This is a genomic window from uncultured Chitinophaga sp., assembly GCF_937898475.1.
GTDB lineage: Bacteria > Bacteroidota > Bacteroidia > Chitinophagales > Chitinophagaceae > Chitinophaga.
Window position 1 is genome coordinate 155,767 of the sequence record NZ_CALEJS010000033.1, and the last position, 13,526, is coordinate 169,292.

A 13,526-nucleotide genomic window follows, 5' to 3' on the forward strand; every position below is an offset into this window, starting at 1 on the left:
CATGAGGGTACTTTGGTCTATTGGCCTGCTATCTGCTGCCATCATAGCTTTTCAGCTGGCTTTAATGCAAGTGCTGTCTATTGTGCAATGGTATCATTTCGCTTACATGGTAATTTCGGTAGCCTTGCTGGGCTTCGGAACAGCCGGCACCGTATTATCCATCTTCCGTAAAAAAATGCTGGCCCATCTTACTGCCTGGCTGTTCTGGCTGATGATGGGCGCAGGACTGGGTATGGCCCTTGTAACCGGTATTGCACAAACGCCGGCCATCCGTTTTGACGCTTACCTGCTTTTCACAGATTTAAAGCAGGCAGGACTGCTGCTGCTGAACTATCTGCTGTTCTTCATTCCCTTTTTCCTGGGTGCGCTGGCCATCGGCCTCCTGTTTGTGGCGTATGCAGAGCGCATCAGCAAACTGTATTTCGCCAATCTAACCGGCTCGGGCATGGGCGGTATACTGGCGCTGGTGGGCGTCGGTATTCTGAGTCCGCAGCAACTCACTACGGTCATGGCTATACTGCCTGTACTGGCTGCCTGGCTGATCCTGCCAAGACGATACCTCATAGTGCTGGCTGCCATCGTCATTATCGGCCTGAAATGGATGTTTCCTTCTCCCCTGCACTTATCCCAATATAAAGACCTTAGCAAAACACTGCTGCTGCCCGGGGCGAAGATCACCCGGGAAAAGAACAGTCCCGGCGGACTTATCCAAACCCTCACCTCGCCCGCCTTGCGCTATGCGCCAGGCTTAAGCCTGAACGCTACCACTACCGGCGATGTGAACTATGCGGCCTTTGTAAATGGCGACTGGTTTGGCGCGGTACTCAAGGCAGATACTTCCTGTATCCTTAACTATACCACCCTTGCACTGCCGTATGTGATCGGTCCGCGTAAAGAAGTGCTTGTACTAAGCGCCGGCGGCGGGGCCCACATACAACAGGCCCGCAGCAATGGTGCCGAAAAAATTACCGCGGTAGAGCCCAATGCCGTTATGCTGAACATCTTACAAAACGACTGGGGCCCTGGTGTCCGCGCGCTTGCATTGGAACCACGCACATTCCTGTCAACCGGCACTGAAGAATTTGACCTGATCACGCTGCCCATTGCGGGCTCCTTTGGCGGAGCTGCAGGCCTCTTTGCCTTGCAGGAACAGTTTGTACTGACCAGGGAAGCCTTCCTTGAAATGTGGATCAGGCTGCGGCACGATGGCGCCATCAGTGTAAGCGCCTGGATGGACTACCCGCTTCGCCATCCGCTGAAGCTGCTGGCCACCATCACGGAGATGCTGTATAGCGCAGGCATTACAGATCCGCGTCAGCATATTGCCGCTGTCAGAAGCTGGGGCACTATCACCTTTGCGGTTACACGTTCACCTTTAACAGCAAAAGAGATAGCCGCCGTCCGGCAGTTCTGTGAAGACATGCAGTTTGATCCCGCTATCCTGCCCGGCCTGCTGGAATCGGAACGCGCGCAGTATAACCAGCTGGAAGATACTTTGCTGTTTCACTATATCAACCGTATATTATCCCCCGGCGGCAACGGATTCTATAACGATTATGATTTTAACATCCGTCCGGCTACTGATAACCAGCCTTATTTCCAGCAGTTCATTAAACTATCCCGCCTGCCACGCTTAGCCGGTTTTTTGGGCAACCGGTCACTGCCTTTTCTTGAACTGGGCTACCTGCTGCTGATAGCTACTTTTGTGCAGATCATCCTGCTGTCCTTCATCCTCATCATAGTGCCGCTGTTCAGAAAAGGATGGAAAAGCGCCGCCCTGCCGGGTATCCTGGTTTATTTCAGCGGCATCGGCTATATGTTTGTTGAAATGGTATTGATCCAGCGTTGTATACTGTACTTTGGCACACCTGTATATGCCGCCGCAGCGGTGATCACTTCCCTGCTGATCTTCTCGGGCCTTGGCAGTTATGTATCGCCTTACCTCATGCAACCGCGAAAGCTGCTCATAGCAGTGCTGATCTGCATTACGGGTTTGCTCCTGGTATATGCGCCTGCGTTAACGCCGCTGCTGCAAAATACCATGCACCTGCCTTTACTTTTTAAAGCTTTCATTGTACTATTGCTGATAGCGCCCCTGGCATTCCTGATGGGTATACCTTTTCCAGCCGGCCTTTCTTATGTGGCCCGAACGGAAGCAGCTGCAGTACCCTGGGCCTGGGGGGTAAACGGATGCCTGTCGGTGATCAGCACGGGATTGGCCAGTATCATTGCAATAGAGCTGGGCTTCAGCTGGGTGATGATGCTCGCTGCCGCAGCATATGGCCTGGTCATCCTGCCGCTGTTGTCCGCTTCCGGACGATCATCGTTCAGAACCGGACAGAAAAAGCCTTTCAGCAACCTGCAACAAAGCCATAGGTAAGCCTTTACAGAAAATGGCAATATTCTTGGTCTACACCCTACACCAAATAAAAATGCTCCTATTATGTTAAGCAGCTATTTCAGGATCGCCTGGCGGAATCTGTCTAAACAAAAAATGTATGCCTTCATCAAGATCGGTGGATTTGCCCTGGGTATTGCCGCCTGCCTGCTGATTGGCTTATATATCAGGCAGGAACTTAGCTATGACAAACAATATCCCCGGGCAGACCGTATCTACCGGGTAGTGATAGACTGGAATATGCCCAATGCCAGAACCACTTATCTGCCGCCTCCCCTGGCAAACGCCATGAAGAAAGACTTTCCTGAAGTAGAGGAAGCCGGCCGCATACTGGACGGCGAGCTGTTTGGCGCCGGAAGCAGTGAAGTAAGGCCTGCAGGTAAAGAACAGAATACCTATGAAGAAGGGGTGATCTTTGCAGACCAGGAACTGCTGACGCTACTGCAGCTGCCCTTTATTTACGGGGATCCTGCGCATGCTCTCAGCAAACCCAATACCATTGTGATCACAAAACGCAAGGCAGATAAATACTTTCCGAATCAGGATCCGCTTGGTAAAACACTGATCCTGAATGATGATAAAACGAAACCTTATGAGGTAACCGGCGTCATCGCCGATTTCCCCGAGACCTCCCACCTGCAGTGCGATTTTCTGCTTACCCTGAAAGGCGTTGAGTTATGGCCGGGCGAACAAACCCACTGGCTCACCACCAACTATCATACTTACTTCCTGCTGCGCCCGGGAACGGATATTGCAAAATTCCAGACAAAGCTGTCGGCCGTTAAAGACAGGTACCTGTTGAACAGCGCGCGGGCAACCGGCAACAAAGGGGTTATAGATATTATGTCGAAAGTGAGCCTGGGATTTCAGCCGCTTAAAGATATTCACCTGAGATCGCAGGGTATCAATGATGGGCGCAGCCACAGCGACATTCGCATGGTATGGCTGTTCGGCGCAATCGCAGGCTTTATCCTGCTCATTGCCTGCATCAACTTTATCAATCTCTCTACCGCCAGATCGGCTACCAGGGCCAAAGAGGTAGGACTGAGAAAAACCATCGGCTCTGATCGCGGCAGTTTGATCCGGCAGTTCCTGAGCGAGTCGCTGTTATTCAGTATGCTTTCTTTTGCCCTGGGTATACTGCTTGCCCGGCTGCTGCTGCCGTATTTCAATACACTATCGGGCAAGTCGCTGCACATTCCCTGGAGCGCCTGGTGGATGGCGCCCTTGCTGCTTGCCGCAGCAGTAGTGGCAGGACTATTGGCAGGCCTTTATCCCTCCCTGTACCTTTCTTCCTTTCAACCCATCCAGGCGCTGAAAGGAAGGGTGAACCGCGGCAGCAGGTCTGGTATGCGAAGCACATTGGTAGTGTTCCAGTTTACTGTTTCCATTGCACTGATCGCAGGCACCTTTGTGATCTACCGGCAGATGAGATATATTCTTGACAAAAAAACAGGATTTGAAAAAGACCAGGTGATGATGATACAAGGCGCCAACGCCGTAGGGAACCGCATGCAGGCCTTTAAAGCAGCGCTGTTACAAGTGCCCGGTGTACAGCGCGCCTCCGTCAGCGACTACCTGCCGGTAGCCGGTACCAAGCGAAACGATAACCTATTCTGGGAAGAAGGGAAGTCACAGGAAACAGCTCCCATATCCGGCCAGTTATGGCAGATAGATCATGACTACCTGAAGACAATGGGCATGCGTATTGTGGCAGGGAGGGACTTTAACGTTAACATGCCTACGGATTCACAGGCCGTGATCATCAACCAGATGATGGCTAAGCAATTGGGAAAAGATCCGATAGGTATGCGTATCAGTCATGGAGACGAGCCGCGAACGGTGATCGGTGTAGTGGAAGATTTTCACTTTGAATCCTTCCGGGAAAATATACGCCCCCTTTGCCTGGAAATAGGGAATAGTCCTTCAATCGTATCCGTTAAGGTGAGCACGGCGGATATGGGGTTCCTGGTGCAGGCACTCAGCGCTGTATGGAAAGGTTTTGCTCCCCATCAGCCTATCCGCTATACCTTCCTCGACCAGCGTTTTGCGCGTATGTACACCGATGTACAACGCACCGGCGGCATCTTCACCAGTTTTTCCGTGCTGGCCATTATTGTTGCGTGCCTGGGTCTCTTAGGGTTGTCTGCCTTCATGGCAGAGCAGCGCACCAAAGAGATCGGCGTCAGGAAAGTGCTGGGCGCCAGCGTAAGCAGCATACTGGCGTTGCTTTCAAAAGATTTCCTTCGCCTGGTAGGCATCGCGGTACTGATCGCTTCTCCCCTGGCCTGGTACATGATGCACAGCTGGCTGGAGAACTTTGCTTACCACATAAATATCGAATGGTGGGTATTTATAGTGGCGGGATTGATAGCCACAGGCATTGCATTGCTGACGGTGTCTTTTCAGTCAGTAAAAGCTGCATTGACAAATCCTGTGCAATCGTTGAGATCAGAGTAGGATGAAGGGGGATGATAAAGGTTGAGCGCACAATCAGCTACCACTCCGCCAGCCGATATGATGATACGCATCGCTGAAATTGAAATCGTACCGGAACACCTGGAAGCATACAATGCCATCCTCAGCACTGAAGCGACAGCGTCCATGATAAAGGAACCTGGGGTCATTGCAATCTTCCTATGTACCAGCGGGAGAATCCCAACCAGGTGAGAATAGTGGAAATTTACGCCAGTAAAGCCGCCCACCAGGCACACCTGGCAACGCCGCATTTCCAGCACTACCAAACCTCCACCCGCCACATGGTGAAATCACCGTTCTTTCCCCTACTTCCTGCCAACAACCGGCTTTAAACACTCCCTCAGTTCCACCAGCAGCTTACCCGGTTCTTCCCAGGGTATCATATGAGCAGAATTTTCAAACCAGACGCCTTTCTTTACCGGTGCACTAACCGCCTTTAACCAGGCCGCTGTAGGCTCCGAAGGCGTGGTATAATCATGCCTGCCCATAAACATGAACACCGGAACCGGGAACCGCTTCACCGGCTTAAAATCCACTTCCAGGAACTCCGGCAACACCCGCCATAGGGTGAACACATTGCCATCATCAATTGACGGCACCTCTTTCCGCTCATAATCCGGCGACAACAAAGGGCCGTTATGGAAATACATCGACTCACTCCTGTAAGCGCTTAACCCGCCGTAATACTGCGCCCATTTCCTGGCCGTGATAATCCGTTCCCGGGTGATCGGCTGATCACCAGGGTAAGGCGCAATCGTCCTGAGCTCCGCCAGCGCAGTATCATTTTTGTATTTCTCTGCCTGCGACACGGCATACTCAAAACTCACCTGCTCATTCACCCTGGTATTGATCACCTGCCCGATACCGATATAGGCATAGAAAAGATCTGGACGTTTCAGAACGGCTTTCATGCCGATGATCGTTCCCCAGCTATGCCCCATCAGAATTACCTTTGTAGCCTGATAACGTTCTTTGATGTAAGCCGCCAGCTCGATGGCATCATCTACATAGGTATCGATCCTGATCGTATGCGCTATAGAATCCGGCGGCGTTGCCTGGAAAGTTCTGCCCGCGCCACGCTGATCATAATTTACAACGGTAAAATATTCTTCAATAGGACGCTGGAACATCCACATGACCGGCGAAATCGGAGAAGCCGGACCACCATGTACAAAAAGGATCACAGGGTTATCCTTATGCTGTCCGCGTGCATATACCCATTGCGGAATGCCACCGATCTTTGCCTGGTAAGTTTCCTGGATACCATCGGGCGTCACGATCCTGTCCAGGTCTGTAATGATCCGCCTTCCCTTGGAAAGACCGGCGCTTGTACTGTCGTCTTGTGCAAAAAGTAATATCGGCGCTATGGCAAGGTAGAGCAGCAGGAGGATTTTGTTGATCATAGATAGTCTTACGGAAAATGTATCAGCGAGGATACAACTAAAATATTATAAATGCAAGCGCACCCCGCCTGAAAATATATTGTAACTTGCGCCCTTAAACCCAAATTCCTGTACCATGAGATTAAGATTTCTATTGTTAGCCTGTGTGACAATCACTGCGTTTTCATGTAAAAAGAGTAACGAGCAAGCCCCTCCGGCTGCGCCTCCTGCTTCGGAAGGTACCGTGGAAGCGCTGCTGAAACTTACCGGCGACATTAAGACCAGCGAATCGCCCCTGGGCAAAAAAGCGCCGGGAACTACGGTATTTGCAAAGACGCTAACTGACAGCACCATCTACTATGTGATCGTGCGAAAAGACAACAAGTCTGTTTACATCGGGGTGTTTAACCAGGCAGACTCAATTAAACTCAAACTGCCAACTGCGGGAACCGTAACGGTGGAAGCGGCGGCTTATAAAAAAGGATCAGGAACGGGCCTGTTTTACAGATGGTACGACGGGCGGCAGGCTTACTCCTCCCCTATTTACGGCGGAGACGCCGTCAACCCAACCGGTTATGTTACCAACCAAATGGACACTATCCGGTACGTTTACGGTTATGTCTTCCGTGCAGACTCACTGCGTTACAGGAGTATGTTTGTTCCGGAAGATAGCACCAGGGCAACCAACACCCTCCATCCGGAAATGGACGCCTACCTGGGCAGCACCACCTTTGCTGCATCTGCCGCTCCGGATGTGGTCAACCTGTTCATGAAGCGTCATACATTCGGCGTACAATACAGTACTCAAAATTTCACCTCCGGCAGGTTGATAGCAGATTACTCCAACTACATGCCCACAAGGTATCTCACCCCGGCTGACACCACCAGACAATTCCTATATACGGCAGAAGAATTCAAGGAAAGAGATTCACTCCTGAATGACGCTGTTACCGTGAAACTGAAATGGGAAAAACCAGATGGCGCCATTGTTGCTCTCGGAGAGAAAAAGATCTACTTCAAGAGAAATATCCTCACAAAGATCAACGTCACCATTCCTCCCTCCGGCAGCGCAGCTTTTACGCCGTCTATCACTGAAACTGACTGGACAGGCAGCGAGACCGTAGGTTTCTGATAACATACTGCTATTATAAATAAACCGGACCAGGTGATTGCCTGGTCCGGTTTATTTTCATACCATCCGTAAATTTCAGGTCTCTCACACCCATACCCGCCTAACGGGCCTCCATTACTTTATCATACAACAGCTTTAATTGTGTATCCCCAAAACCATAAATACTCTCCCGCTTCCAGAATTCCTTAAACACTTCCTTAAAATCAGTGGAAATATGCTTTGTGATGTCTTCAATCACCTTTTCCGGCCTTCCTTTTGTACCATCTTCCGGAAAACGGTCTGCATGCGCTTTGACTACTTCCGCAACATACGGGAATGCAGGAGACGGGCGTTGTGAAAGCACGATCAGCCTTTTGAGATCACCGTTTTTGTAAGCCTCCCAGAGGTCCTTCCCGAAATGTATATCAGCTTCACTTAAAGCCACTTTATTCGCATAACAAATGCGAAGTTCATCAGTATTTGCTGGTCCAAAACCATTCCAGAAGTGTTTACTGGTTTTGTCTGCATGAGCAGTATAAACAGCAAAAACCTCCTTCTTTATTGGCAAACTATCGATAAGGGAAATAACAAACCACATATTTACCTGGCAAAACAGGTCATACTCAAACCAGAGATTAAACGTTGAATCATCAGGTGCATGCAATATTTTTTCGAACTCCGTTACAACTTTACTATGGTAGTCATCGGCCGATACACCCTGGTACTTTGCCCGGGATCGCCAGAACCCGTCCAGGGTATTGCCTGACAGATCACCGTCTATAAGGCCTTCCCTGACAACTATCATTTCTCCTTCAATTTTCGCATCCGGAAAACTGTAGGCAAGCGCGTCGCCGTTTAAAATATTGTATACCATGATCGTGATGTTTTTGGGATCTACCGCTGGCATTGCATAAACGCATGGCGGCTACATTAAAATTAGTATTAATTAAGCAATTGTTACCGTACATCTTTGGATATAGCGGCTTTGTTTTTTTTGCCGGTTGCAGATCAATTCCTACATTTGCATAACCAGTTATGTAATTCATTACTTATGGAATTGTTTGAAAAAACCGGCAAGTCTGCGCTCGGCAGCAGGCTTCGGCTGTTTACTGCCATGATCACGGATGATGCCGCCAGGATCTACGCGTCCTACGGACTGGACTTTACGCCCAAATGGTATCCTGTATTTTTTGTACTGGCAGACGACAGGGAAAAAACCATCACGGAGATTGCCGTGGAGATCGGGCATTCCCAGCCCTCTGTCAGCAAGATCATCCGGGAGATGACGGAGGCGGGGCTGGTAAAAGAAAATCAGCAATCTGATGATAAGCGGCGCAACGTGGTAAGGCTAACCAAAAAAGGGAAACTGTTTTCAGAGAAACTAAGGCCGCAGCAGGCAGATGTAGAAGCTGCCATTGAAGGACTGATCAGCGAAGCGCAGCACAATCTCTGGGAAGCGCTTGCTGAATGGGAATTGCTGTTAACCCGGCGATCATTGCTGACAAGAGTGCTGGAACAACGCAAACTGCGGGAAGGTAAAACGGAAAATGAAAGTGTAAAAACAATAAAAAAAGCGCAAAAGAAATAGCTATGTATGATAAGAAAGTGGCCATCGTGGTTTTAGATGACCTGTTGCTATGGCAAAAGCTCAACATCGTCTCGTTTCTCGCAGGTAGCATCGCTATCAGTTTCCCGGAAACCCATGGCGGGGATTTTGTAACGGCTGATGGGTTGAAATTTCTTCCCTTTATCAAACACCCGACACTGATATATAAGGCAGAGGGACCGGAAAAGATCAAAAGGGCATTCCTTCGCGCGCGCGATCGCGAACTTGCCATCGGTATTTACACAAGACCACTGTTTGACACACGCTCCGGCGAGGAAAACGTGGAGGAAATTGCCAGTAAAAGCGTTGAAGACCTTGACCTGGTGGGGATCATTGTTTACGGCGAAAACAAAAAGGTAGATAAAGCGCTGGATGGATTGAAGTTTCACCAGTGATTTACAGGTGGGAGATTTAAATGATTGCTTCGGCCCGGCTCCCCCCGCTAAGGCCTTCCGGGCCTCGCAATGACGTGGGATGAAGACCCGCCCCACCCCAAAAACCAACAGGCCCAAAACAAGCATATGCTTATTCCTGGGCCTGATGCCTTTCTGAAAACCAGATAACAGCCTCAGATCAAACAGCCGGGCTGTCCGGGCTTGCTGATCGGCGGAGGACACTTAAAACCGAAAGTAGGCGCGTTCTCCCACTTCTGCTGTGTACCGCCATTGCTGAGCACTGAAATTTTGATCTTGTTCAGACGAAGTTTTTTTGCAGGTTGCTTCTTCATAAATATGTATTGTTTGATGGGTTGGAAAATGCTACAGTCTGTTGGTGAAGATACTGACTATTGAATGCCATGGCAACCCTGTAAAACGGGGATTTCTTATCTCGTAAAGTTGGTCATAAACGTATACCCGCTAACGCACGGTACAGGCGCAACGGCACCTTATCGCATAACAAAAATGGATCACCGCCACCCGCAGCTGTCAGCATGCCAACCCTGCTATTGACCTGAAAACCCAAATCCCTGAATAAAAGACTTTTATCGTGGAAACCACGCTCCCGCAATTACTGAACAGGATCAAGCAGGAGATGTGAGCTGTCCGCTTCTACATACAAACGTGCTATAAAAGCATCAATATCCTGCATACGAAGGCTGGCGGCCTCTTCTCTCAGTTCCTCCCGGCCCTCGGCAGGATAATCAAGAAGGTCCAGCGCCATATCAAACAGGTTAAGACTGTCCATCAGGTAAATGGTAACCCCTGTCATCTGCAGGTTGGAGGTAAGATCTGCGAGTTCAACGTGTTTAGTGATCAGTTTTTTTGCCAGCTGCTGTTTAGATTTCATATAGGTTGACTTTAAAATGGTGAGTGTTCGACGATGTTGCCCCTTATTTTAACCTTACATACCGTTCAATGATCTCATGATCAATGCCTGCGCCCTCTACTTTTTCTATCCCTTTTTGCGTGAGTGTGTCGTTGCTGATGTTTACCGTGAAAGTGAATGTTTTGCCCTCCCAGTTCCTATCGCCATAATAATCAAGGTGCTCTGTGTAAGTATTGCCCTCCAGTGTGTAACTGCCTCCTCCCCCGTCAAACTGGTTGGAAGAATCTTTGGGGGCGTCCTGGCTGTGTTTTAAAAAAGCAAAATGAGATCCGTTAATGATCTTGATCATGCTCATACCCTGGGTGTAGTCTGTAACGGTAGTATCCCCTTTGGTGATCGTCGTTCCGGAAATCAGTCGCCAGGTACCGGTAAGCGGCACGCCGGCAGGCGGTTGATCCTCTTTTGGCTCCTCAGTTGCTGCCGCACAGGAAAATAACAGGCCCAGCACAAGTGTGACAGGTAAAATTGTAGGTTTCATCACCTGAATATAATGTTATTTTGAAAGTTTTTCAAAGCCTGAACGACCCATCTTTGAAAAACTTACTAACATTCCGCTCCCTATTTGGCTTTGGGCCTCCTGGGAACCACCACACAGCAGTTTCCGTTCCTGTCCAAAGGATCAGGAATATATGTTTTGTTCACTTTCAGGTCCACTTTTTCAGTGTACGCCCCGTCAAAAGTGATCTGGCCGTTTTTAATCTCATAAAACCGGGAAGGCACATAGTACATGGAATCCGGCGCCGGGTAAACCGGGGAAGCCTCACTGCCTCCAAACTCCAGGAAGCCGTCCTGGTCAAAGTCTTTTACATCCGATGCAATGGCGGTAAACAATGAATCCGCAATGGAATGGTGGATGTTGAATACGTAGAACTTATTCTTCTTTCCGCTATCGGTAACCTCCAGGAACAGGAACACCTGCCCTTTGTCCTCGATGATCCTGTTACGCCTGCTTTTGTACACGATATTGTCTGTAGCCAGCTGATAGCTGCGCTTGCTGTTAACGATAATGGAGCCGTTATATACCGCTACCATATGCCCCTGGCTGCTTTTAAAGGCGATATTGTTGGCAGATGATTGCGCCGCCGCCGGCGAACTGATGATCATTAAAAATAAAACGAGGCAGCATAGGAGCCTTGATAACATAGTATAGTATTTAAATCAGGGCTTAACTTAAGGAATTTTTTTTATTTTATATGCATGCCCGGCGTAAATGGCAGCGGTATAACAGCAGGCTTTTATCAGAAGGGATGATACCGCATCCCGCCATCTACTACCGCTACGGAGCCGGTTATATAACGGGCACGGGGCGATACCAGGAACACCGCCATATTGGCCATATCTTCCGGCTCGCCAAAATCTCCCAGGGGGATCTGCTGCGCGGCAAACTGCTGACGTTCTGCTGCGTTAAATAAACGGCGGACGTTCTCCGTATCTATCAACCCGGGTTGCAGGCAGTTCACCCGTATACCATACTGGCCCAGTTGCCCGGCCAGCTGTTTAGACCAGGTCGTGATGGCCGCTTTCGCCACCGCCGAAACATTCACGGAGCGCAGCTCATAACTGCTTACCAGGTTCAAAATAACACCCTGCCTGCGTGCCATCAAATGCGGCAGCAATGCCTGCGTCAGCTGCCGCGGACGATCAAAGTCCAGCGCCAGGGAATTTTGCCAGGCTTCTTCAGGGCCTGTTACATCCAGCGGACAACTACGCCCGGCATTGTTGATGAGTATATCTACCTGTCCCAGGCTTTCCATTGCTGCAGCGGCAATCCGCTGCGGCGCTTCGGGCGCGGTAAGCTCCTGAACGAATGTTACTGGCGCCACACCGCCGGCAGCACGCACCTCTTCCTTTAAACTGTTCAGCAATGCTTCATTCCTGGCTGTAGCAAACACCTGCACGCCTTCAAGAGCCAGCTCTTTTACAATAGCGCGGCCAATACCCTGGCTGCCGCCTGTTACCACTGCTGTTTTTCCATTTAGATACAGATCCATAATTGTTGCTTTGAAAATTTCTTTGCAAAACTAGGTGGAGGCGCTTAATTTTATGATAGCTGAATCATTTGTGTGGTACAAACAAATTTGTTAGTAATGGCGGGCAGAAAACTATCATCAACCTATACACGTAACGAGCAATGCATCATTGGCTGTGATCTGACCTATGCGGTTTACATGATCGGCGGCAGGTGGAAACTGTTAATACTGAACAAGCTCTCGCATAAGCCCCTCCGCTTCAGTGAGCTGAAAAAGGAATTTTCTTATATGTCCGACCGCATGCTCACCCTGCAGCTGAAAGCGCTGGAACAGGACGGGCTGGTCAAAAGAACCGTATATGCAGAAGTGCCCCCAAGAGTGGAATACGCCCTCACGGAAATAGCGTTGGAGCTGGGCCCGATAATGGAACAGCTGAGTCAGTGGGGTAAGAAACAAAGGCGGCAGACAGCGGCCGGTTAAACCTTCTTCTTTGCCTCCGCTACTTCATCCTGCAGGTAATGTTCATGCGGCTGCACCTTCTTTGCCGCGGTCCTGTTCATCCTCATCTGGAAAACATCCACCAGCAATGCAAAGGCCATTGAAAAATAAATATAGCCTTTCGGTATGTGTGCATCTATCCCCTCCCCGATCAATGCAAAACCTATCAGTAACAGAAAGCTCAGGGCCAGCATCTTAAAGGCAGGATGCCTGTTCACAAATCCGCTTACCGGCTCTGCCGCAAACAGCATAATGCCCACACTTACTACAACGGCTACATACATCACCCATAGCTGGTCTACCATCCCCACCGCCGTAATGATACTGTCTATTGAGAATACCAGGTCCAGAATCAGTATCTGCCCGATAGCGCTGCTAAAACCCGTTACCTTGATCTCTTTGGATTTGTCCCCCGGCTCGCCCTCCATTTTATGATAGATCTCGGAAGCGCTCTTGTACAGCAGGAACAAACCACCGCATATCAGTATGAGGTCTTTCCCGGATATACCTACAGACAGCACAGTGAACAGGTCGCCTTCCAGCTTCAGTACCCACGAGATAACCGTTAACAGCAATAAACGCATCACCATTGCCAGTAACAGCCCCACCCTTCGTCCTTTCTTTTGCTGGTGTTCCTGCAGGCGCGATGTAACGATGGAGATAAAGATGATATTATCGATGCCTAAAACAACTTCCAGCAGGATCAGTGTTAGTAAGGCGATGACTATTTCCATAACATGGGAGGCATTTGATGATG

15 protein-coding genes are annotated in these 13,526 nt (G+C 49.6%); 7 read left to right on the forward strand and 8 right to left on the reverse strand.

What is annotated here, in order from left to right; all coding sequences use genetic code 11:
- Nucleotide 1 precedes the first annotated feature (1 nt).
- From Q0577_RS20980 to Q0577_RS20990, 3 genes are all read left to right on the forward strand, one after another.
- The gene (locus Q0577_RS20980; protein WP_298739870.1) at nt 2-2,380 is read left to right on the forward strand and encodes a hypothetical protein; all 2,379 of its coding nucleotides are present in this window, start codon (nt 2-4) and stop codon (nt 2,378-2,380) included.
- A gap of 63 nt (nt 2,381-2,443) precedes the next feature.
- Complete coding sequence (locus tag Q0577_RS20985) at nt 2,444-4,858, forward strand: ABC transporter permease (RefSeq protein ID WP_298739872.1); 2,415 nt, start codon at nt 2,444-2,446, stop codon at nt 4,856-4,858.
- Between the two features lie 179 nt (nt 4,859-5,037).
- Nucleotides 5,038-5,208 (forward strand): antibiotic biosynthesis monooxygenase, encoded by a 171-nt coding sequence (locus Q0577_RS20990; protein ID WP_298739874.1) that lies wholly within the window; start codon nt 5,038-5,040, stop codon nt 5,206-5,208.
- On the opposite strand, the gene Q0577_RS20995 is transcribed toward Q0577_RS20990, so the two are convergent.
- Entirely contained in the window at nt 5,182-6,279 is a 1,098-nt protein-coding gene (locus Q0577_RS20995; protein WP_298739876.1) for an alpha/beta hydrolase, read from the reverse strand. The genes Q0577_RS20990 and Q0577_RS20995 overlap by 27 nt on opposite strands.
- Before the next feature lie 115 nt (nt 6,280-6,394).
- Between Q0577_RS20995 and Q0577_RS21000 the strand changes: the two genes are divergently transcribed.
- Entirely contained in the window at nt 6,395-7,390 is a 996-nt protein-coding gene (locus tag Q0577_RS21000; protein WP_298739877.1) for a hypothetical protein, read from the forward strand.
- A 100-nt stretch (nt 7,391-7,490) separates the two neighbouring features.
- Here Q0577_RS21000 and Q0577_RS21005 read toward each other — a convergent pair whose 3' ends face one another.
- Complete coding sequence (locus Q0577_RS21005; RefSeq protein WP_298739879.1) at nt 7,491-8,243, reverse strand: hypothetical protein; 753 nt, start codon at nt 8,241-8,243, stop codon at nt 7,491-7,493.
- Between the two features lie 177 nt (nt 8,244-8,420).
- Between Q0577_RS21005 and Q0577_RS21010 the strand changes: the two genes are divergently transcribed.
- Entirely contained in the window at nt 8,421-8,957 is a 537-nt protein-coding gene (locus tag Q0577_RS21010) for a helix-turn-helix domain-containing protein (RefSeq protein ID WP_298739881.1), read from the forward strand.
- A gap of 2 nt (nt 8,958-8,959) precedes the next feature.
- A complete protein-coding gene (locus Q0577_RS21015) occupies nt 8,960-9,370 on the forward strand; it encodes a DUF2000 domain-containing protein (protein ID WP_298739882.1) in 411 nt (136 codons plus the stop codon).
- 173 nt (nt 9,371-9,543) lie between these two features.
- Here Q0577_RS21015 and Q0577_RS21020 read toward each other — a convergent pair whose 3' ends face one another.
- The 5 genes from Q0577_RS21020 to Q0577_RS21040 all read right to left on the reverse strand — a co-directional run bounded on the left by Q0577_RS21020 (nt 9,544) and on the right by Q0577_RS21040 (nt 12,292).
- Nucleotides 9,544-9,702, reverse strand: a complete 159-nt coding sequence (locus tag Q0577_RS21020) for a hypothetical protein (protein ID WP_298739884.1) — start codon at nt 9,700-9,702, stop codon at nt 9,544-9,546.
- A gap of 281 nt (nt 9,703-9,983) precedes the next feature.
- On the reverse strand, nt 9,984-10,262 hold the full coding sequence (locus Q0577_RS21025) for a hypothetical protein (RefSeq protein WP_298739885.1): 279 nt from the start codon (nt 10,260-10,262) through the stop codon (nt 9,984-9,986).
- Between the two features lie 43 nt (nt 10,263-10,305).
- A complete protein-coding gene (locus tag Q0577_RS21030; RefSeq protein WP_298739886.1) occupies nt 10,306-10,779 on the reverse strand; it encodes a hypothetical protein in 474 nt (157 codons plus the stop codon).
- An 80-nt stretch (nt 10,780-10,859) separates the two neighbouring features.
- A complete protein-coding gene (locus tag Q0577_RS21035; protein WP_298739887.1) occupies nt 10,860-11,444 on the reverse strand; it encodes a hypothetical protein in 585 nt (194 codons plus the stop codon).
- A gap of 95 nt (nt 11,445-11,539) precedes the next feature.
- Nucleotides 11,540-12,292, reverse strand: coding sequence for an SDR family oxidoreductase (locus Q0577_RS21040; RefSeq protein ID WP_298739888.1), 753 nt, complete (start codon nt 12,290-12,292; stop codon nt 11,540-11,542).
- A gap of 96 nt (nt 12,293-12,388) precedes the next feature.
- Here Q0577_RS21040 and Q0577_RS21045 point away from each other — a divergent pair, with 96 nt between their 5' ends.
- A complete protein-coding gene (locus tag Q0577_RS21045; RefSeq protein ID WP_298739890.1) occupies nt 12,389-12,751 on the forward strand; it encodes a helix-turn-helix domain-containing protein in 363 nt (120 codons plus the stop codon).
- On the opposite strand, the gene Q0577_RS21050 is transcribed toward Q0577_RS21045, so the two are convergent.
- Nucleotides 12,748-13,503, reverse strand: coding sequence for a TerC family protein (locus Q0577_RS21050; protein ID WP_298739891.1), 756 nt, complete (start codon nt 13,501-13,503; stop codon nt 12,748-12,750). The two genes, Q0577_RS21045 and Q0577_RS21050, sit on opposite strands and share 4 nt — an antisense overlap.
- Nucleotides 13,504-13,526: the final 23 nt, after the last annotated feature.